At 43.2% G+C, this 21,600-nt stretch carries 18 protein-coding genes and 3 pseudogenes; 5 read left to right on the forward strand and 16 right to left on the reverse strand.

Translation table 11 applies throughout. The annotated features are described in order from the left end of the window. Positions 1-179: 179 nt before the first annotated feature. The 7 genes and pseudogenes from BJP37_RS01385 to BJP37_RS01410 all read right to left on the reverse strand — a co-directional run bounded on the left by BJP37_RS01385 (position 180) and on the right by BJP37_RS01410 (position 4,913). Positions 180-1,118 (reverse strand): annotated as a pseudogene (locus BJP37_RS01385) (transposase). A 214-nt stretch (positions 1,119-1,332) separates the two neighbouring features. Then, positions 1,333-1,779, reverse strand: a complete 447-nt coding sequence (locus tag BJP37_RS01390; protein WP_075895883.1) for a hypothetical protein — start codon at positions 1,777-1,779, stop codon at positions 1,333-1,335. Between the two features lie 219 nt (positions 1,780-1,998). Beyond that, positions 1,999-2,517, reverse strand: coding sequence for an EamA family transporter (locus tag BJP37_RS01395; RefSeq protein WP_229415153.1), 519 nt, complete (start codon positions 2,515-2,517; stop codon positions 1,999-2,001). Between the two features lie 63 nt (positions 2,518-2,580). Next, positions 2,581-3,673: pseudogene (locus BJP37_RS01400) on the reverse strand (RNA-guided endonuclease InsQ/TnpB family protein). Beyond that, a pseudogene (locus BJP37_RS44830) lies at positions 3,657-3,743 on the reverse strand (IS607 family transposase); the annotation flags it as partial. The pseudogenes BJP37_RS44830 and BJP37_RS01400, both read right to left, overlap by 17 nt. A 232-nt stretch (positions 3,744-3,975) precedes the next feature. Then, the gene (locus BJP37_RS01405; RefSeq protein ID WP_075905654.1) at positions 3,976-4,467 is read right to left on the reverse strand and encodes an IS607 family transposase; all 492 of its coding nucleotides are present in this window, start codon (positions 4,465-4,467) and stop codon (positions 3,976-3,978) included. Positions 4,468-4,520: 53 nt separating this feature from the next. Then, the gene (locus BJP37_RS01410; RefSeq protein ID WP_330359400.1) at positions 4,521-4,913 is read right to left on the reverse strand and encodes a DMT family transporter; all 393 of its coding nucleotides are present in this window, start codon (positions 4,911-4,913) and stop codon (positions 4,521-4,523) included. A gap of 135 nt (positions 4,914-5,048) precedes the next feature. Between BJP37_RS01410 and BJP37_RS01415 the strand changes: the two genes are divergently transcribed. Further along, a complete protein-coding gene (locus tag BJP37_RS01415) occupies positions 5,049-5,426 on the forward strand; it encodes a DUF1823 family protein (protein ID WP_075895885.1) in 378 nt (125 codons plus the stop codon). A 146-nt stretch (positions 5,427-5,572) separates the two neighbouring features. On the opposite strand, the gene BJP37_RS01420 is transcribed toward BJP37_RS01415, so the two are convergent. From BJP37_RS01420 to BJP37_RS01440, 4 genes are all read right to left on the reverse strand, one after another. After that, positions 5,573-8,620, reverse strand: coding sequence for a hypothetical protein (locus tag BJP37_RS01420; protein ID WP_158069347.1), 3,048 nt, complete (start codon positions 8,618-8,620; stop codon positions 5,573-5,575). A gap of 233 nt (positions 8,621-8,853) precedes the next feature. Next, complete coding sequence (locus tag BJP37_RS01430; protein ID WP_075895891.1) at positions 8,854-9,435, reverse strand: Uma2 family endonuclease; 582 nt, start codon at positions 9,433-9,435, stop codon at positions 8,854-8,856. A gap of 135 nt (positions 9,436-9,570) precedes the next feature. Then, positions 9,571-10,425, reverse strand: coding sequence for an OmpA family protein (locus BJP37_RS01435; protein ID WP_075895893.1), 855 nt, complete (start codon positions 10,423-10,425; stop codon positions 9,571-9,573). Between the two features lie 330 nt (positions 10,426-10,755). After that, positions 10,756-12,285 carry a coiled-coil domain-containing protein gene (locus tag BJP37_RS01440; RefSeq protein ID WP_075895895.1) on the reverse strand — a complete coding sequence of 510 codons (1,530 nt, stop codon included), beginning with the start codon at positions 12,283-12,285 and terminating at the stop codon, positions 10,756-10,758. A gap of 320 nt (positions 12,286-12,605) precedes the next feature. Between BJP37_RS01440 and BJP37_RS35335 the strand changes: the two genes are divergently transcribed. After that, positions 12,606-13,771, forward strand: a protein-coding gene (locus BJP37_RS35335) for an IS630 family transposase (RefSeq protein WP_143727416.1) whose coding sequence is annotated in 2 segments (ribosomal slippage) — positions 12,606-13,050 and positions 13,050-13,771 — 1,167 coding nt in all. Because the reading frame shifts where the segments join, the coding sequence is not laid out codon by codon here. Between the two features lie 49 nt (positions 13,772-13,820). Here the strand turns inward: BJP37_RS35335 and hisS are convergent. From hisS to BJP37_RS01465, 3 genes are all read right to left on the reverse strand, one after another. After that, positions 13,821-15,104: a histidine--tRNA ligase gene (gene hisS / locus BJP37_RS01455; protein WP_075895901.1), complete on the reverse strand. Its 1,284-nt coding sequence runs from the start codon at positions 15,102-15,104 to the stop codon at positions 13,821-13,823. Between the two features lie 18 nt (positions 15,105-15,122). Beyond that, positions 15,123-15,401 carry a hypothetical protein gene (locus BJP37_RS01460; RefSeq protein ID WP_075895903.1) on the reverse strand — a complete coding sequence of 93 codons (279 nt, stop codon included), beginning with the start codon at positions 15,399-15,401 and terminating at the stop codon, positions 15,123-15,125. A gap of 206 nt (positions 15,402-15,607) precedes the next feature. After that, entirely contained in the window at positions 15,608-15,994 is a 387-nt protein-coding gene (locus tag BJP37_RS01465) for a hypothetical protein (RefSeq protein ID WP_075895905.1), read from the reverse strand. Here BJP37_RS01465 and BJP37_RS01470 point away from each other — a divergent pair. Then, entirely contained in the window at positions 15,975-16,442 is a 468-nt protein-coding gene (locus BJP37_RS01470) for a hypothetical protein (protein WP_075895907.1), read from the forward strand. The genes BJP37_RS01465 and BJP37_RS01470 overlap by 20 nt on opposite strands. 435 nt (positions 16,443-16,877) lie before the next feature. Here BJP37_RS01470 and BJP37_RS01480 read toward each other — a convergent pair whose 3' ends face one another. Both BJP37_RS01480 and BJP37_RS01490 read right to left on the reverse strand, forming a co-directional pair. After that, positions 16,878-17,654, reverse strand: a complete 777-nt coding sequence (locus BJP37_RS01480; RefSeq protein ID WP_070390813.1) for an RNA polymerase sigma factor SigF — start codon at positions 17,652-17,654, stop codon at positions 16,878-16,880. 547 nt (positions 17,655-18,201) lie between these two features. Further along, a complete protein-coding gene (locus BJP37_RS01490) occupies positions 18,202-19,032 on the reverse strand; it encodes a photosystem II manganese-stabilizing polypeptide (RefSeq protein WP_075895913.1) in 831 nt (276 codons plus the stop codon). A 185-nt stretch (positions 19,033-19,217) separates the two neighbouring features. On the opposite strand from BJP37_RS01490, the gene BJP37_RS01495 reads away from it, so the two are divergent. After that, complete coding sequence (locus BJP37_RS01495) at positions 19,218-19,634, forward strand: hypothetical protein (RefSeq protein WP_229415155.1); 417 nt, start codon at positions 19,218-19,220, stop codon at positions 19,632-19,634. A gap of 395 nt (positions 19,635-20,029) precedes the next feature. Continuing rightward, entirely contained in the window at positions 20,030-21,472 is a 1,443-nt protein-coding gene (locus tag BJP37_RS01500; RefSeq protein ID WP_075895917.1) for a phosphoglucomutase/phosphomannomutase family protein, read from the forward strand. Positions 21,473-21,600 lie beyond the last annotated feature (128 nt).

Here is a 21,600-nt window from a genome sequence, read left to right on the forward strand (position 1 = left end):
AAGACATCTCCAGGAATTGCTAAGCAAGTCCATAACTAGGTTTGAGATGTTTGCGATAGTTTACAAATTCTTGAGTTTTAAACGAAAAAATAAGGATTTTAAGTATTTATTGACACTAATTTAACAGAAAAATACTAAGCCAATATCTAAATTAGAATTACACTTTTTGAACAAGATAACTAAATAATCAAAGCCCCTATTCTCAGTCTTACTAATCCGCAAACTGTCAAAATTACTTTTTCGTAATTTTGGCTGTTTAGGCGAAATCTCTCCGAAGCAACTCTAAAAACTTTGATCACTCTAATCATATGTTCCACAAAGATTCGTTCGCGAGATTTTTTCTTATTATCTTCTTTTATTTCTGGTGGCATTTCTTTATTTCTTGGTTTCTTTTTTGGGGTTTTTATTCGGTCTTCTCCACAGTAAGCTTTATCTCCACTATACTTTTGAGGCGCGACCCAAGGGCAGTTTATCTGCCCATTGGAACGCGCGCCTCTGGTTTCGTCTAAATTTTTTGACTGTTGTCGCCATAAATTAATATCACTATTATGTCATTGATGTCCTACGGTAATATCAACTATTTCTTGACCATTTGGAGTTGTAATTAATTGATTTTTAAAAGTGTGCCTTTTCTTTTTGCCGGAGTAATACTTTTTTTGTTTTTCGTAAGACGAAGGTCTTTCTCTATCTTGTTCACAGCTATCTACAATTAATTCAAATTCTGTTAAAAGTTCCTTGACCCATTTCTCGTCACTTGGATGTTTTTTTACTTGTTCTAGCAAGCTGCTAGGTAAGATATCACTCAAAATATTGAGCCAATGATGAAAAACATTGTTAGCTGTAGATTCGCAGACATTAAAATGAATTCCTAAGATTTCAAAGGTAGGATGATTGTGTAAATAATATAAGGTAAGAATGATTTGTTCCTCTGTATTTAAAAGGCTTTTTCTTCCACCACCAGCTTTGATTAATCTCCGTTCTGATTTAGCCAGTTCTGACTTTTTTTTCTGGTGGTATTCCTGACCTTTGTTAATGAGTTGTTCGAGTTGTTGATAACTTAATCCTATTAATCTCTTTGTTGACCTGGGATTACGTTTAATATAGCTGACAATTGGAATCCTTGTTTTTTTTTAAATTGTAATTAAATTTCATTATAACATAAAGCAAATATAGTTTTTTATTTTTTGGAGATGTCTAAAGGGTACTGAATCATTGCAGACTTTCTTGGAGCATCCAAATTTGGACTAAACATACCACATTAATCTGTATGAACGCGATGTTAATGCCCATATAAAAAGATATATTTTCAAAAATGGGGTGCTCCCGAATTTCTTAATTTTTATTGGCAGCAAATACGTTAATCAATTTTACCACTTGTGCGGGTCTATGATAAAATGTCCAATGCGGCGGAGACTCTGTTATAGCATCAGTGTTGGATATTTTCAGCCTTTTTGTTATGTCTTCACTATTCGAAAAAGTTGCTAAGTAAGTTGTTATTTCCCTAGCGCTGTAAGTAACCGAATCATCATCATTTTCTATTTGGCCGTTTCTATTTCCTGGAGCATCATTTTTCAAAAGAAGAAATGAGATGTGGTTAGGGGGAGCAATAAGTTCCACATATTGCGTCGGCAAAAGATCACGGTCACAAAATGAGTGTAGAGTTAAGTCACATATTTCCATTTCAGTTTCACTACTCGCCAGGGCATTCATCACATTGATCGTTAGCAGTAGCATAGAGGTTACTAACGTTACAAAACAAGTTTTGATAATTTTTTCCATTTCTTTTTTGATTCTCCTACTTCTGGCAGACTGTAGTCAATTAACTATTTTTTTAGCACTACTAGGTTTTCTACCTGAAAGTTGAGGTGTAAAACCTAATAGTTGAGGTCAAAAAGTTTTTTAGTGAAGGCTACAATCCATCACTGTTAAACTTTTATCAGTATAAACGACTTGTTCGAGTTTAAGAGCACTTGCTGCAAATAAGTCCTCAGCTAACCTTCAACCTTTTTTCAAATTAGATCCATAAACCGCTACTGCCACCCCAACTAACAATACCACGGCACCTACCAGCACCAATACCCCTGGCACTTCCTGAAAAACCAGATAGCCCAAAAAACAAGCACCAACGGGTTCAAACAAAATAGCCAGGGTCACCAGGGTAGGATTAATCCAGCGTACCAACCAGTTAAAACTGGTATGTCCCACCATTTGGGGGAAAAGTGCCAATAACAAGATGTAGACGTAAACTCCTACCGGATAATTGAGATAACTGACACCCCAGAGTAAGGATAACAGTAACAACACTAACGCCCCCATACTGTAGGCGACAGCACTATAGCTACCGATACTCAAACCCCGTTGCTGTGCTTCACGTCCCCAAAGTACATACAAACTTGCTATCACTGCTGCCATCAATGCTAGAGAATTCCCCAACAGAGGATTACTGCCACCACTGAGAGAACCCCCATCCCCCAAAGTAATCAAGACAGCACCTACAAAGGCCACACCAATTCCCAAAACCGTCAGCCTAGTTAGTTTTTCCGATACTTTTTAGCTACCAAAATCTACAAAACGCAGATCTTAGTCCACTAATGCAAGCTGCTCTCGCAGCCAGGGGGTATCTCCCAATGCTCGTAGAAATATTCCACGAGCGCCGTTGATGTCTCTATCCATAGATCGACCATCAACTTTAGATTTGATAATTTTGCTTCCGCCAATGTTCACCATTTCACCCGTCCAGCTGACAGTCTTGCTGGTATAAGCTTGCGCTTTCATCCACCACCGTTTTACCTGTCTCTCTAGCTTTATGCTTTAGGAATTCTTTAAAACGATAATGTGCAAAGCTAAGCATATTGCGAACAGTTTTAGATCTGATCTTCCTATTTCCTTTTTTCGACATTTGAGATGTCTCAAAAGTAGGAAGTAATATCACATCAAAATTGTCTACAAAGAACCTGGCAGCTTTGTGGTGTAGATCACTTATCAGGTTTTGAATCCTGATAACCATCCGGCGAGCCGCCTTCCTCATTCGGCGTTTCCGGCCACGTTTCGCTTTACTTATCTTGGAGAGTAGAGCGTCTAAGTGTTGGCATAGCCTTTGAATTTGAGAAAAGTCTCCATTCCCAATTTTCCCAATAGAAGTTTCGCTAAAAAAGGTGACAAAGGTTCTTACTCCAGGATCTAAAGCAACTACTCGCCCTTGGCTATCGGTTTGCTCTTTCGTTGCTTCATGAGGAACTACCAAGTAATAGTCCCCATTATGGCTGGTCAATCTACAGTCGCCAATATTATTTGGGAGAGGTTCGGCATAGGATACTTCCCCTAATTTGGTGTGGTAGATCCCTTTGTTCGATACTGCTGATTTTGGAATATAGCAAGACTGTTTGGGATTTTTACGAGACCTAAATCTAACCCGATTAATCTGAGCAGTCTTCTTGTACTTCTTTTTAGCCTCCCGAACTGCGGTGCAAGCATCCTTTATCGCTATCGATTTAATTTGATAAGGTACTGACTTGCACCACTCAGGGAGGTCGTTTAAGATATCGGTCTTGATCGCTTTCCAGTTAGCTTTAACTTCGCCACTTTGAAGGATCTTGACGGTCTTGTTGAAAACATAACGGGATACCCCAAACCATTTGCGAGCAAGCGTACGCTGTTCAGGGTTTAGGAACACTCTGATCTTCTTTGATTTTCTTACCGTACTTTCTGAGTCCGTGGACTCGGCAAGAAAAGACGTGAATGATTTTGAAGTTACCGTAAGAATAAAGAAGCCTTTATAGGCGACAGGCTATGGGTAAAAAGGTTAAAACTCATGAAATAAGGCTTCTTTATTCTAAGGTTTCGTCTCCGGAGAGAAGATCTGCGGTAAGTTCGGATTCGGGGCAACTTTCAGGTTGGTCGGATCCCATGATTTTTCCACCGTTGAGACTGACCGGAGATGAAACCTTAGAGTAGTGCAGCCTTACTACAAAACCTTTACCCTATGCTGCATAATTTACCAACTATAAAGGCTGCACTACTCTTACGGTAACTTCTAACCAAGTACTCAATGAGTTCAAACCCGAATCGGGTGAGTCTGTCTCTACAGGTAACAATAATTGTGAGCTTATCTCCGCGCACAATTCGTTCCAATATGGCTCTAAGCCCTTTCCTTTTGTAGTTGAGTCCGGAACCGATGTCTTTGATGATTTCCGCTTGAGGGAAGAGTGAGTGGAGGTAGGCAACTTGCCTGGCGAGGTCGTCTTTTTGCTTGTGGGTACTGACTCTGCAATACCCAATACTGAATTCACGAACTCGATCCACGTTTCCTTTGAAACTACCAAATCGGAGCAAGCTCTCCGTGTCAAAGAGTCTGGTTCCACCGGGAGTTTTTTCGCATCTGATTGTGCCATTGTCCGCATACTTCCTTAAAGTGTTCCCAGATAATCCCGTAAGTTCGACCGCCTTACGTAGAGGAACTAGTACCATAATTATAATCTCACACATCTTTGGAAATAGTGCAAGATTTTTGTAGAAATTCGCTAACAGTAGCTAACCTTCAACCAGAGCCAAGAAACTAGAGCAACCCAAATCGGAGTTGTGGTAACTAAGGTAGTAGATGCCGCAATGGAGGTAAAAGATAAGGAAGTAATCCAAGCCACAAAGTGTAGCGCTAAACAAACACCAGCCCCACTGCCATAGACTAATGCACCTGGACCTAGCTGAGCTTGCCTGAGATTGCGCCAAGCTGGTAACAGTAGCATAGACGCAATAGTAAGGCGAGACCCAGCCACGAACAGGCTAAACCCTACCCCACTCACCCCAGCGGATGCGATCGCTAATCGCACAAAAATAGCTGATGTGGAAATCGCCAACACACCAGCCAAGAAAACCAATCCCACCTGCCACCGCAGCGGCTGCTTTATAATTTTCATAGCGATACAGCTTCAATCCCTAACCATTACCATTATTCCGGCAGAGGTACCAGCACAGAAGTGAATAACTCTAGATAGTCTAACTTTATCTAGAATCTACTTAATCGTTGATAAGTCCTAATTTATAATTAAAATATGTTTGAACTACCGCCACTCAATACTAATACAATTTGGGCAATTTTAAACGAAAAAATTGATGACGATACCGTTAATAAACTACTCTGGTACTATCTAGGTTATCGTTATAACTCAACTACGCAACAGTGGGATATAACTGAGGTTAATCCTGAATGGCAAGAAGACTATCCCGAACCACCCAATTTCATAGAAAGCCGCCCTGCTACCGTAAAACTAACCCGTTCAATACCCAAAGAAAATAAACAGTTATTGAAAGAAAAATTAGGTTTCAAAGGTTATAAAATCGGTGAATTTGGTCCTCGACAAACTCGCCGAGCTACAGCCGCAAACTGGTTACTGAATTATATGGAACAAAACGGCATTGCCTCAGTATAGCGTTTTTCATACCTATGAGGTACACAGGATTTTTTCCCGATTCCCGATTCCCGATTCCCGATTCCCGATTCCCGATTCCCGATTCCCTGTTCCCTAAAATCCAGAAATTGTTTACCTCATAGCTATGATAATTGCTATAAAACACTTCATCCTTCAACCGTACTAGATAAGTCAGTAGGAACAACTACACACTCCAACTCCGCCTTGTGACTCTCCTGCTGGTTCTCCAAATTAATTGCGATCGCTTCTATTCTGATTTGAGTCGTGCCTTGGGGTATAACTAATTGAGTCATTGCCTCCAGCTCCCCAGCTGCATTGGGGAGTAAATCTATAATAGAACGGGTTTCCTGAAGCAGAGAGCGAGTTTGGACGTCTTTAACCCACAATTTAATACATAAACGAGATTGACTAGGAGGAAGTTTTATGGTAACCATTACCTTTTCTCCAGCAACCAAGTCCCTAGTAGTCGGTATTGATAAAGTCGGTGCTGCTAAGGTCGCATCCAACTCTAGGGATGAAAGATTATCCAGTTTAGCCTTAACGTCATGTTGCTTGGTTGCAGTAGCTTTTGTCGGTTGTGGGGCTATTTCTCGATCATCCACTACAATTTCCTGAGTCGTCCAATCGTGACTAGTAATACCAACTTTAGGGGGTGTCTCTGGCATTGCTAATTCTGAACTAACTAGCGACAAATCCTCAGATTCTGTCATTGACTCCAAGACCTTTTCTGGAAATTCCCTAACCTCTTCTTCGTTGCTAGCCGTTTTATTGCTCTGTTCGTTTGTCACTGGTGAGTGATCTTGCCCAGGAGGATTACTCTCTGGGGATAATTCTAACCTCAGCAATTCCATCAATTCATGATCTTCAGCTAAAGCACTCAACCGTGACCAAAAACGCTCTTCCATGTTTAAGGCTCGGAAAGCTTCTTCTAAAGCGATTGACTCAGGATCTTTTACAGAATCTGGAGTCTCCCACCGAGTAGTATTCAATAATTGGTTTACCTTGGAATTCTTGAACTGGGTATTAACCGATTGTGAATCCTCTAACTGATCATCTGTTTCAGATTTATCAATCTCACTAATCTCAAGATTTTGGATTCCCTCAGATTCCGTTAGGGAATTAATCAGCACTTCAGAAGCATCATTATAATTAGATAAGACCTCAGACTTTATCTGTACATTACTATCGTCATTAGTATCTTCTGAACTATCTTCCGACTGTTCTACTGTGTCTTGAATTACTGTGTCTTGAACTACTGTGTCTTGAACTACTGTGTCTTGAAGCACTGTGTCTTGAGGCTGTAACTCTGACCCAGTATCTTGCTCTCGATGATCTAGTTCTGGATTGGCTGTAGTGGAGGATTCTTGATCATCTAGGGAAACTGAATCAGATGCTTTAGACTTATCTTGGATCTCTTGGCCCTGTGCTCCAGAGTCAGCAACCGACTGCATTGTAGGCAAACTGGGCAATTCGAGGGATTTAACAGTTATATCACTCGGCTGATGGTGGTAAAGTTTTGGTGGTAAAGACCGTCCAGAGATAGGTTGCAAGAACAGAGATGGATGGTTTTGAGGTAGCTCAACCAGATCCAGCGTAGTCTGCTCTAAGGGGTCTTCATCTAATAATAGAAGGTCTTGATCAGGTTGATCAGATTTTGCAGATTCAGCGATCCGATTAGCCAGTACTACCATGGTTTCCATTGGCATCCCCTGATTCCCTGGCACAATTACTTCTAATAAATCCTCTACATTAGCTGTAACAGTAAATTGTTGAGTGGCTAAAGGAGTTGACTGTGAATTATAAAGGGTTATTTTTCCTAAAATTAGACCACTTTTACAATCCGTCGGAATATCTAGACTATGGCTAAATCCTAAAAATAACTCCTCTTGAGATAGGGAGTACTCAATATCTAACAAACGTTTTCCTGTTTGAGGAAACCGCAATTGATAGCGTAGAGTAGCAGGAAATAAGTTTTCTAAAACACTATCTAAAACACTAACTGTTATACTATCACCATTATTATTAATTTTATCATTATCTACTACCAATTCCCCTTTGATAGTCAACGACTCTCCTCGCCTTGCCAGGAAAATATCCTTATCTAGTCTTAGGGTTAAACCGTACTGATTAACCTGTGTATCTGAAACCCAATCTAAATCAGAGGTTTTTCTTAGCTGTTGGTTATCTTCAGAGTCCCGATCTTCCAACTCATCCAATACTGGCTGAAGCACCTGTTGTAGTAGTTGCTCCAAAGTTTCCAGAGATTCTTCCATGATGGAATTATCAACAGTCGATTGGAGTGGTAAGTCTTGCGAGATAGTTGCTGTTGGTTGTTGGTTGGTTTCAGGATTAACCGCTGCGTCTGGGTAAACCTCTTCTAGCTCTTCCAAAACCGTCTCTTGGCTAGGACTAGATTCCTCTTGGCTAACCCCAATTGTTGCTTGGGCTTGGTCAACAGGTAACTCTGGTGCAGCAATGGCTATGGGTTGTTCTTCTGGTGGTGTGATCTGACTCTCGTACTCCTGAGGGTTAGATAACTCTGAACTAGCATCTGGTCTAGCATCTGATCTCCCATCTGAACTAGCATCTGTTGGTTTGAGGTCATTAGTAATAGTATTGGTGGAGGCAGAATCAACAGCTAGCTCAGGTGTAGTCAGTGAATTGTCTAGTTGAGGCGGCTGAGTATCAGTTTGGGTGGATTCTACTGGGGTGGATTCTACTGGGGTGGATTCTACTGGGGTGGATTCTACTGGGGTGGATTCTACTGGGGTGGATTCTACTGGGGTGGATTCTACTGGGGTGGATACAGAGGTTTTAGGGGGTGTCTCAACATCTTTGACCTTGGGTATTACTTGTAGCGCTAAGGATTTTCGCCAGGACTCACCCATAAAATCGTCCATGATATCGTTACTGCAACGTAACTTCCACAGACCAGGGTTAATGGTGGTGAAAGGAATCACCACCATTAACCCTTCTGAGTTGGTGCGACGCCATCGTTTCTGGGACTTGCGTTTGGGTGGCACTTGCTCTGTGCTATCATAGCTGACGCAAATTTCTACATCAGTATTGGGCAGGTTGGAACGAGCCACTATCCGATACCGACCGGATTCAATCTCGATCTCAGAAGACTTGATTGGCTTCCAGGAGCGCTCCCCCTCTTTCTGTAGTAGAAATTCCCAGTACTTCTTAGCCATTGTCGATATCTATGACCCAAAGACCTGCTAATGGACTTGATTGCTTTTCCAATTAGCTTACACTTTAAGTCGAGTATTTTGTTTATCCCCACCCTCAGGATTTGTCAACCACCGGATTCGACAGAGTGACTGAAATCTACTCTGTTTAAGGGGATAAGAAAGCTATACCACAAAATTAACCTTTAAGATGTGCCTGTTGATACTAAATTTTAGGGCTAATTTTAAGGATTATTCTAAGTCTCAGAGATAGCCTGTCTGAAGTGCCTAATCGCTTCAACTTTGGAAGCCATCATCAGACACCGAGACAATAAGTCAATATCCAAATCTGGCAAGACTTCACTCTGGGAAATTTTTTCGTAACCATCAGAGCGCAAGTGATACAAAGCAAATACACCATCCTCCCAAAACCAAACTTCGGGTACTCCTAATGCTTGGTAACGATTTAGCTTGCTCTGGTTGCCACTGGTAAAGACAACTTCAATAGAGAGGTCTGCAATCACTCCTGAGGATCTACCAATTAGGTAAGATTGGTCTGCTTGTGCAGATGCTTCCCCTTCCTTCTCTTGGGTAAAGCTACCGGTTGGAGTAAACTCAATTTGTTTTTCAACAAAATAAGTACCCAGCAACAGTGCTATGACACCACTGAACGCTTCATGCTCTTGGGAAACTGCCAATATTTCTACCTCACCCCTGTAGTAGAACAGTCGAATTCCTGGGGAGTTGACGAACCCCGCTTGAATTGATTTGAAGTTATGCCAACTTACCCCGGAGTGGACTAGCCGTTGGTCTTTTTGTTTATCTACGACATAGGTCATGGCGATTATTCCTTATCAATGAATTTGCGATCGCAAATTCATGACTACCATCTTTGTAACCATTCAGCTGACAGCTGAGGGCTGACAGCTGACGTATCTTTCCTTACCAGATTAGCCAGATTATATCCTATTCAACTATTGAACATTTGTCACCCTACCGAGACGAGTAAACCGAATTTCAATCCTGCGCCTAGTTTGATCATCCTTCAAACTAATCGGAGCAATTTGTCCATTAGGTAAAATTAACTGGGCTGCAGAATAAGCTCGAAATTGCAGCCCCTTGAGCCGCCCTTCTTTAGCTTGAATCTCACGGAGTAATTGCACAACTGCCAACGCTCGCATCAGTCCTAAATCAGCATTAGATCCTGGTCTAAGTTGACTGATAGAGGAATTTTTATTAACCACATTCCCAATAGTTTGGTCGATATTGCCAGCACCAAGATTAGGTTGACCATCGGTGTGACCAATCAGTTCTACTACATTAATGTCATAATTCTTGGCATTGCTTTCAATAGCAGGGACAATTTGCTGCCGAATATAGTCCTTCATAGCTGAGGGAATTTCCGCACTGCCGGAATCAAATCGGTAAGCCCCCTGATCTTTTATTACAATAATCGGAGGTGTATCTGGTGGTTTTGGTGCTGCAGCAATCTGTACCTGCAAAGACCTAACCTGCTGTTCTAGTGACTTTTGGCGGTCAGTTGAGCGCTTTGCCCTAGCTCTCCAAATCGCTACCCCACGCTCAAGTTGATCAACCCGAGCTGCCTTAGCTCGTAATTCCGCATTCTCCCTTGCTAATTGCACCACTTCATCTTCACTTCTGGTGAGATCATCAATGGTTGATTCCAAGGCAGTTTGTGCCAGCACAGACTTCAGGATAGACAGCAACAAAAATAAGATCAGGATCATGAAGGCATTAGACATTAAGTCTGTAAAAGCTGGCCAGAGATTTATCTCTTCATTCCAATCATTATTTCGTGAACGACGCATTTTATCAATTCTCTGTCAATCTTATAATTACTATTAATCATTTGCTGTAAGCATTCAGCTATCAGCTATCAGCTATCAGCTATCAGCTATCAGCTATCAGCTATCAGCTATCAGCATTGAGTTATCAGCATTGAGTTATCAGCTCTCAGCTATCAGTTATCAGTTATCAGCTATCAGCTATCAGCTTATGGGCTAAGGGCATATGCTTATATGGGCAAATTCCCAGACTTTCTCGAACTATTAAATTCTCCCTAAAGAGGTTTATTTTAAACTGACGGCTGACAGCTGACGGCTGACAGCTGAAGGCTGACAGCTAACGATTTGCCAGGTTTATCGTTCACTGCTCAAACGCCTGACTAGCTCTCCTACAGTCATATCTTGAGTTATGCGAGTTGAACCATCGATTTGATTGGACTCAGTCAGTTTTTGGCTAATCTTAGCAATTTCCTGATTGGTGTTATTGAGATGATTGACAACTTTTTCAAGATTGTGTCGCATAATTTCATAATTATGCTGGTCAGTATTAGCTTGCTGAGTAATACTTTGATTAAGGCGATCGCCTAAAGCCTGAATTCCCAGACTTACTCCTTCGGTATAGCTTTTCACATTTGACACTAACTTAGCCAATTCAGCTTGAACGTCACTCAAGCTATCGCTTCGAGAAGCAATCCGTTGCTCTAATTGATCAAGCCTAGCGATCGCTGACTGAAATCCCTGTGCTCCTTGCTGAAGTTGGGGGATAATCTTCCCTAAGGCTTGTTGACTGTGATGATGCTGTTTTACTACATCTAGAGAAGATTGTCTGAGGGCACTGATTTCTTCTGCCAATTTTACCAATTTAACCCCATGACGTTGAAGTTCAGCCATTGCTACTCCCATGCCTTGCACTGATTGCGATAGCATACTGGCTGACTCAGAGAAACTGCTTTGGGTTCTAGTTAAATCTACTGTAGCCTTAGATAATTTTTGAGGAAACTGGCTATGTTCAAAGGTTTGAGCAACTTGGGTAAATTGAGCAGCAGCTAGCTGAAATTCTTCAGCACTTCTGGCGATAGTACTAGCAGCTTGGAAGAATCTATTGTAAGAATTTTCTGCTAGTTTAAGCACTTGAATATTAGCATCAGCAATTTCTTGCACTTTTTCTTTTAGTGAGGATTCCACTGCTTCTCGAACAGTCTGACCAAATCTCGCCAAAAAGCTTTCAAAGATATTGGACATCCCCTGAACTAATACATCCAGGCGTGTTTGCCCTGCTAAACTCGGCTGATAAATATTATCCAAGTAATCTTCTAAGTAACTAATTAGATTGTTTTTCGCTAGCCCTGTATTGAAGGCGACGTTAATTACCGTTAAGACAGCACTAAAAAAGATAGCGGTTAAGCTAGTGGTAAAAGCAATTCCCATCCCTTCTAGGGGTTGCTGTAATTGGTTAACTAAAGTATTGATATCGGTAGCATCAGACTGACTGATTGTTTGACTGAGTGCTAACAAATTGATGGTGATGCCAATAAAGGTACCTAGTAAGCCAAAGGATAACAGTAAGCTAGGCATAATCCGACCAATGTAATCAATTTGGTCACAAGATATGCCAACAACTTTTTCGTGGCTGTAGGCTTGGTCAATTAATGCGCCTGTATTGACCTGCTCTAAATGTCGGCTAGCATCTGAGAACCGTCTTTCTAGCTCTTCTACAATTCTGGGTTTTTTCCCACGAGGCTGTCCATGGATTAGTCTTCTTACTCGCTTCCCTAGGGATAAAAGATGGGTATAGAGAGCAAAACGTAGTAAAATTACGAATACTGATGGGATTACCACCAGTACTACAGTCAGGGCAATTAAGTAATCCGGTATTGGTAGCATAGCAGTAGCTGGGGAACTCTACAGGTGAGATGGCAGGTAGCGCAGCATCCTCAGGATGCTAACCCCTTTCTTTATAACCTAAGCATACCCAGACTTATCTCAAAGCATTGATGTGTGACTACGAAATAATACGAAGCTATTAAGTGTTAACACTGAACACTCAAGGGTGCATCTCCTAACAGTTGTTTGAACCAGCAGTGGTGCGTTATGGGCAGCAACCTAACCAAGGGCTAGAGGCCAAATATCAAGGCTCCCCTAACACACCCTACTGGAGTGACCATGTTAAAATAGTGTAATAAAGCCAGGGAGCGGTGAGAACCATGGGTAGAGGAAGACGGGACAAGATTGCACTGAGTACAGAGCAAAGGCAAAGACTCGAAGCAATTAGCCGGAATGGACACGCACCAGCCAAAAAAATCCTTCATGCACAAATCTTGTTGATGTCCGATGAAGGAGAGCTGGCAACGAGAACATGGACAGATAACGAAATCGCTCAAGCTCTGAATCTGCATCGCAACACAGTGGGTCGAATCCGCCAGCGATTTCTAGAGAAAGGGGAAGCGCCAGCATTGGAAAGAAAAGCGAGAAGAAAGCCCCCGGTAGACCCAATCGTGGATGGAGAGACCGAAGCTCAAATTATTGCTCTGTGCTGCTCACAACCACCAGCAGGAAGAGGGAACTGGAGCATTCGCTTGTTAACCAATGAACTGAAAAAACGCAGAATTGTCACGCAAATCGGCAGAGAAACCGTGAGAAAAACACTCAAAAAAACCAATTGCGCCCTTGGAAAACCGAGAGATTCTGCATCCCTGAGCGGGACTTGCCCAGATTCGTCGCCGAGATGGAAGTGGTTCTAGACGAGTACACCCGTCCAGCCAATCCAGAGATGCCGTTAATTTGTATGGATGAAGCGAGTAAAGAACTGCATGGGCATCTATATGAACCCATTCCGATGCAGCCGGGGCTTGATGTGAAGGAAGACTATCACTACACCCGCGAAGGAGTCCAAGCCCTGTTTATGTTCTTTGACCCCAATCGAGGTTGGCGACGGGTGAGTTGTCGAGACCATCGCACCTGTGAAGACTGGGCCGATGAAATTAAGCATCTATTGGATGTTGACTATCCAGATGCCCCCAAAATTCGCTTACTCTCAGATAATCTCAACACCCACACCATCACCTCTTTGTACAAAACTTTTCCCGCCCCCGAAGCTCACCGTTTAGCACGGCGGTTAGAGATGATTCACACCCCACGTAATGGCAGTTGGCTCAATGTGGCGGAAACAGAGTTGTGTGTTCTGTCCAAACAATGTCTTGACCGTCGCCTGGCTACAGCCGAAGAACTTCAAAAGGAGATAGAGGCTTGGCAGCAGGAGCGGAACAATGCCTGTGCCAAAGTAGTGTGGCAATTTACCACAGAAGATGCACGAGTCAAACTCAAACACCTTTACCCTGTTTTTGAGACTGATCAAGATTTTTCTGTATAATGCACTTTTTAAGAGTGGTCACTCCACTACGCAACTCAACACTCAAGACTCAAGGCAATTGTTCTATCTGCTCTTTTAACTGCTCAGTTTTATCCAATAAATCAGCTTGGGTCATAGTTTCTTGTTCCCCAGAGGCCAGCCATTTCAGATTCACGGTGTTGCTCTGAGCTTCAGCATCTCCGATCACTAAACAAGCCACCGCACCACTTCGGTCAGCTCGCTTAAACTGTTTACCAAAAGCACTTCCACTCAAGTCCAGTTCTACAGCTAACCCAGCTTTGCGCAGTTGCTGAGCCAGTTTCAATCCTTGAGCTTGAGCTATTTCACCTCTGGATACTAGATAAAAATCTAGCGCTAGGGTTGGTGAGGCTTGCAGTTGTTGCAGCAAAATTACCAAACGCTCTAAACCAATCGCCCAACCAACAGCTGGAGTTTTATTTCCCCCCAATTCATCGACTAATCCGTCATAGCGGCCACCACCACAAACTGTTGCTTGAGCGCCTAAGTCATCAGAGATAATTTCAAAGGCAGTGTGGGTGTAGTAATCCAACCCCCGCACCAAGCGAGGATTGAGCTGGTAACTAATCCCTAAATCTTTCAACAACTGCTTTACCTGATCAAAATGACTTTGGGACTCTGAACTTAGGTAGTCTAAAATACTGGGAGCATCCTGAGCAATTTCTTGAGTGCGTTTGTCTTTACTATCTAAAATCCTGAGAGGATTACGAGTTAAACGGTCTTGAGAATCTTCGTCCAACTCATCTTTGTAAGGAGTGAGGTAATCTACCAGAGCCTGTCGGTACTGTTGACGGTCTTCGGTACTACCGACAGAATTCAGGTCAAGTCTCAGGTTAACTAGACCTAAGCTATTTAGAATATTCATTGCGATCGCAATTACTTCTGCATCTGCCCTAGGATCACTAGAACCAATCACCTCTACCCCCAATTGATGAAACTGTCGCTGTCGTCCAGCTTGGGGATTTTCATAGCGAAACATGGGACCAGTATACCAGAGGCGTTGTACCCCACCAGCAGCATAGAGGCTATTTTGAATATAAGCTCGCACTACTCCCGCTGTCCCTTCTGGACGTAGTGTCACGGAACGAGGAGGGGTTGCCCGGTCGTTGAAGGTATACATTTCCTTCCCTACGACATCGGTAGCTTCCCCAATTCCCCGTTCAAACAGTTCAGTGCGCTCAAAAATGGGAGGACGAATTTCTCGATAAGCCGCTCTATTGAGAATCTGTTGTGCGATCGCTTCTACTTGCTGCCAATATCCAACTTCGTCTGGCAGGATATCCCTTGTTCCTCGTAAAGCCTGGATTAAACCCATTAACTTTTTGCTTCCCCATCATGTGAGCTGCGGTCCACCATCGGAAGTGTCTTCTTCCCAGGCACCATAGCGATTTTGATAATAGGACAAAATTTGCTTGACCCGTTCTCTTTCTACTTTATCAGTAGTCTCGCCATACTCAATCCACAATCCACCAACTTGACTCTGATTGTAATCAAACTGCTGGGATGTTTGGGGTAGTAAATCAGCGTCTACCCCTGTCACTTGCCGTAAATGGGCAGCTACCTCTCGATAAACTGCCAAGGGTAAACCAGGACAACTAATTTTATAACGCAATAGTTTACACTCCTATATAATCTAAAACCATTGGGATGCTCCCAATGGCTGGTACACTATTTATTTCTTATGTCTCACGGTAAGTAATAGCTTACGGCTGACGACTGATAGCTCATAGCTGTTGGCGTAGCCTGGGCGTAGCGCATATGCTTACCTAACACCTAAAACCTAACACCTAATAGTTAACACTGTATCCTGAGGTTACCTCAAGAAGCTGATCCTGAGTTTTCGCCAACTCGTCTAGACACTTCAACACCGTTTTCTTCCAGAATCACCACTGGATCTAAGCCTCTATACATTTCAATTCGCTTTACTAGCACTTGTCCGCCTAATATAAACTGTCCAACTTGAACGCTACGACTAGGCTCATTAGGGACATCTAGGATAGCGTAATAGACACCCCTACCATTATCAACTACCCCTGTGACACTGACATTATTGGCCAGTTCTGGTTCTGGTAGGATTGGCAGTTGCAGATCAAATTCAGGAGGGATAGGGGGGATACCATCCTCGGCAACAGAGCTATTGTCTGGTTTTGAAGCAGGTTTAGCAATGCTAGTCTCTGTAGGCCGAGTGTTCTGGGGCCTTGGCAAAACATTCCCTCTTGATGAGCCAGGAGACTTTCTAGCGATTGAGGAGCTTGAAGGGCTAGAAGGTCTGCTAGCTCTTGAGGGGCTGGAGGGTCTGCTAGCTCTTGAGGGGCTGGAGGGTCTGCTAGCTCTTGAAGGGCTGGAGGGTCTGCTAGCTCTTGAAGGGCTGGTTGGTGTTACCGCTACACTACCTCCTGTCCCAGGACGCGATCGCAAACCCGGTGTTCGTGGTGCAGGAGTCAGAGGCTGTACCCTCGTCGGGGAACTACTTGGTCGGCCAGGATTGGGCAAAATCTCCACCTCTGGTTGCACTGAAATTGCCGCAAACGGGTCAAGACGTCCCTTATCAATCCGATTTCTTATTTCATTGCTTGGCAAGGTTGTGATCAACGGTGGTATTGGTATTACCTTTTCCTGCTCTGGTGTTTCCGGGGGTTTAGGAGCAAATTGAGCTACAGGAGGAGAAGGTTTGGTGCTATCCGGGGAAGCCACCGGAGTAGGTTTAGGGGTAGTCTGCTCCCCCTGTTCAGCCTTTCTACCCGGTTGACAGCCTCCTATAAGCAGAGCCAGTACACTCACCCATACGATGCATGATACTTTACCCATGACCACCTAAAAATAACGCTTTATCCGAGCATACCCTTGAACTTGAAGTTATCGATCTGTGGCACCAACTTCTTTGAAGATAGAATTTTTTTGGCAAACTTCCAAAACTGGAGACTCTCAGCAAAAAGCTGTGGGCATGCTATGGGCAATAACACCCAATCCAAGAAGCCCAAAGCGCGTTTCAGCGATGACTTAGCTATCAAGTCCAGTTACTTTGCCAGCTGTATATAATTTTCTATAATTTTAGATTATTATGCTTCACCAAATAATAGTGTTAAAATTAATCTTGTGTCGGTTTCATTAACTTTTGCAACGCTTCCAAGCCTTTTTTAACGCGGCGGGATACCGTTACTACACTGATGTCTAAGCGTTGTGCTACCTCTTTTTGGGTCAAGTCATGTAAAAAAACAAATTCCAGCACTTCACGAGTGCGCTTTTCCAAATGAGCTAGGGCTTGTTGAATGCGGATTTGGTCTTCCTGTGCCAGCTGAAAACTGCGATAGCGAGGATCTGGGACTAATTCACCCAAGCTGGTGTTTCTGTCCTCTGAATCTCCCACTGGTGTATCTAAGCTCAAAGGTTCCCGATTTTGATGAGCTAGGGTAATTTCTTGCCATTCTTCTAGGGAAATGTTTAATGCTGCTGCTATTTCTTCTTCTGTCGGTTGCCGATTTAACGTTGCTCGTAAATTTCGAGTAATTTCCACAGACTTTTGCCGTAGTGCTAGCCAGCGTCGAGGAATGCGAATTGAATAACCCCGATCTCGTAAATAGTGCTGAATTTCACCACGAATGTAGGGGATAGCGAAGGAACTAAATGCGATGCCCTTGGTGGAATCAAATCGTTCTATGGCACCAATTAAGCCAATACAGCCAACCTGAAGTAAGTCTTCGTAGCTTTCATGACACTGCTTGACCCAATGATGAGCTTCTCTCCTGACTAGTCCTAAATTGAGAGCCACTAGCTGATTGCGAAGTTCAGCGGTGGGAGATTGCTGGTACTTTTGTAATAATGTTAAGCTTTGATACTTAAGTTTATGGTTAAGGTTAGTCGCCATAACAAAGTTTAAGGTGGTAGATTAAAAGTAGATCACAAGTAGATATCAATCGGCTAGGATACCCCTAACTCATCCCAATTATCCTGAATGGCTGCAACAAATTTTTTATCCCTTGTGCTAATGGGTCAGGTTGAATTGGTAATGGTTGTCGGATTACCGATTGATGTTTTCCCGGATCCAATCCCCGGACGATATTATGTTGCATCCCTTTTAGAGAAAGGGGCTCAGTTTTATTGGCGTGGGTTTATGCTGCAGTTTTGTTTGATAACATAGGTAACGAGGGTTAATCGAGTTTATTAATCTCCAAAAGCACCGCCTTGGTCATAGTTTCCTTACTTTAATTGTAGATTTACCATTAAGTTTCTTAAAACAGTAATTTCACCCTAATCCTGAATTATAAACGATGAAAGTTTATTAATAATACATACAGGATATCGAAAACGCCACATTTTTATCAAAAAAGGGGCATACGCCCCTTAGCAATTAACGTTTTTGCAAATTTCCCATTCTGGGAGTCAGTGGCTTCAAAGACTCAAACCAACGTCAGCTATGCTTGTTTTGGTTGAATGCGAGCGTAAAATATCCCCTGAACTTTCACTTCTTCTGGCTCATCAGCACCTAAGTCAGTATCTGAGGGTTGTTCACTTATGAATGTACCAGCAATTTCTCCACTCTCGCTATCTACTTGAGCTATGCGCAGCTCAATGGTGCCTTCGCCCACATCTGCGCTCTTAACATTGGCAAACTCTTGGCTATCCGCTTGAGATGGCAGAGCAACCGAATTATCATAACCACTAGCCAGACCTCGACCTTTGGGATCTAGGAAAACAGCACCCCGATAAGAGGGGACGTAGAAATCGCCAACAAAATCGGTGGAAGCATTGATACTTTCCAAACCAGGCTCAGTGGTGGCAATCAATTTTTTAATGGTGAACAGGAATGGGACTTGCTCACCTCCAGGCAACTGAATAGTGATCGGTTGGAAATCTATACCATCCTCTTCCAAAAACTTCAGACTACCATCTTCTTGAAAAACTAAGTCTCCTCGCACTTGAACCAGGCTAGAGGTATAACGGGTCAATAATTTACCGGGAAGATATTCTGCCTTTTTGCGCTTAGTTCCTTCTTCCTTGACAAAGAAGCTGGTTGGCTGTAAGCAGATATCGACAATCTGATAGGACTTGTCGGGGTCTAGAGGAATAGCACCCCGAGTCATTTCTGACAGCTGTGGACAGTTATTCGCTAAACCAGTGTTTCTAATCTGGTCATAGGTGAGTCCTTCGATACTTTCCAAGCTGGCTACATCTGGAGAACAGGACGCTGTAAAAACCCCCAGACATAAAGCCAGGAAGGCACAAATCAAAGCACGATACTTCATAGTCAATCTCAATCGTCAATAATCAGATCTAAAAATGTATGTTAGGTTGGTTCTGGAATTGGGTTGCTGGTGCAATAGGAGTTAAACAGCTGCTGCCCTCTAGGCATTGACCAGTATTATCCACAATTCACACCACACCCATGTTATAAGTCGGGCTACACACAAACTATCGGGAAGCTTGTTATTTGGTTGAACTACTGCCATTGGGGCATAGGGCATGCAAAAATGGCACCGATTCCGTGAGCCTCAGCTGTTCTTTAGAGCATTGTACACGGGAAGAGCCGCCTTTACTGCGACAGTTATTTGATGGAATGGATCGGGATAAAGATTTGGATTCAGAGCAATTACAGGCTAAATTACTAGAGATTACCGCTGATATTCGTTCTTTGGCAAAGAATTACCAAGGTGATAACTTAGCGCTGTTGGCTATACTCAGGGGTTTAGAGGAAGTCCATGGCGAGATTCGAGACGGGTTCTTTCAAGCCTCATTGCCCGATACTCGCCAGAAACTATATGATTTGCTAAAGGATATTGAAGAAAAGGGTGGTTGGCCCTACATTGAACGCATGAATCTAATCTCTGTACTTAAGAAGCTGCCTTAGTCAGCCCGACCTAAGCAGGATATCAGCAACGACCACTAGGAAACTGTTGCCCTTGTCGGGGGATGATTGATCGAGATTTAGAACAGAGGGAAGAGTCCGCAAGAGGGGTAAAACCTGACTATATCCCGCTTACATTTAGGAAAAACCTTGGTTGCTGAGCAACTCATCAGTGCTAGCCAATGGTCCAACGTCAATGGTGGTAGCCAATACACCCACTGGACAAAATCCCGAAAGAGTGACTTAAGTTAAGTAATTACTATCAGTACTACTAGATGACGACAAAATGGCGACACAAGCCAGCTCAGGCTTTGGCGGGTCACCAAGACACTAACTCTTTCCAATGCTAGGATTTTGCCGTCAGAGTATTAAAATTTAAGTAACTATATACTACTATTATGGCGATTGCCGGAGATTCAATTAAATTTGGGACAGACGGCTGGCGAGGTATCATTGCCGCCGATTTTACCTTCGAGCGCTTGGCAATAGTTGCCCCTGTTGCTGCTCAAGTTCTGGCAGATGCTTATGGGGAAACCACGGGTAGCCAAACGATTATAGTGGGTCATGACCGACGCTTCATGGCAGAAGACTTTGCCAAAAAAACCGCAGAGGTGGTTCAAGCTGCTGGTTTTGATGTCTTACTATCTAACAGTTATGCTCCTACACCAGCATTCAGTTGGGCAGCCAAGTCCCAAAATGCTTTGGGAGCTTTGGTAATTACTGCTAGTCATAATCCTGGCAATTACCTAGGCTTAAAAGTCAAAGGAGCGTTTGGTGGATCAGTTCCTCTAGAAATAACTAAACAGATTGAAGCCAAACTTTCTCAAGCACCAGCTACACCTAAGAAAGAGGGGAGTATCAAGACCTTTGACCCATGGTCAAGTTACTGTGATGCTTTAAGACAAAAGGTTGATATTGCCCTGATTCAACAGCTGATTAGTCAGCAGAAACTGACTGTATTTGCCCATGTCATGAATGGTGCAGCAGCAGGAGGCTTGAACAAGATTCTTGGGGTACCCATTATCGAAATTAAGGCCGAACGGGATCCCTTATTTGGTGGCAAATCCCCAGAACCTTTACCCGGTTATCTGTCTGAGCTATTTGAAGCGCTCCAGAGTCACCATAGTGAACCGGGTGGTGAATTAGCGGTTGGGTTGGCATTTGATGGGGATAGCGATCGCATTGCAGCTGCTGATGGTCAGGGCAATTTCCTTAGCCCCCAAATCCTGATTCCCATCCTGATTGAACATCTAGCATCACGGCGTAACTTTAGTGGTGAAGTCGTCAAAACCCTTAGTGGTTCTGACCTAATTCCTAGAGTGGCAGCACTTTATAATTTGCCAGTTTATGAGACTGCCATCGGTTACAAGTATATTGCTGACCGGATGTTATCTACTCCTGCCTTGCTAGGGGGTGAGGAATCCGGAGGCATTGGCTATGGCAATCATATTCCTGAGCGAGATGCTTTATTATCAGCACTGTATATATTAGAAGCGATCGCTAAATCTGGAAAAGACTTAAGTGAACTCTACAAGAGTCTGCAAGAGCAAACTGGCTATGCTTCTGCCTATGACCGGATCGATTTACATCTATCGGGGATGGAAGTGCGATCGCGTATACAAGAACAATTACAAACTCAGCCTCTCCAAGAAATTAATGGTCAGGCAGTGGTGGATTGCCAAACCACCGATGGGTACAAATTCCGTTTAGCTAACGACAGCTGGTTGCTGATTCGCTTTAGTGGCACTGAACCCTTATTGCGACTCTACTGTGAAGCCGCTACCCTTGAACAGGTAACTCAAACCTTAAACTGGGCTAAAGATTGGGCCAGTAAGTTTTAGAGTTAAATTTGGGATTAATGTTGGATTTTGGATTGGCTAGTTTTGGTTGGGTTATTGAAAATCTGGGCTTTGGTGAGCTTCAAGGCGGCAGCCCCGCGCTGTACCCGATAGGGTCAGCGTCGGGAAGG

Origin of the sequence: Moorena bouillonii PNG (assembly GCF_001942495.1) — a bacterium.
Lineage (GTDB): Bacteria > Cyanobacteriota > Cyanobacteriia > Cyanobacteriales > Coleofasciculaceae > Moorena > Moorena bouillonii.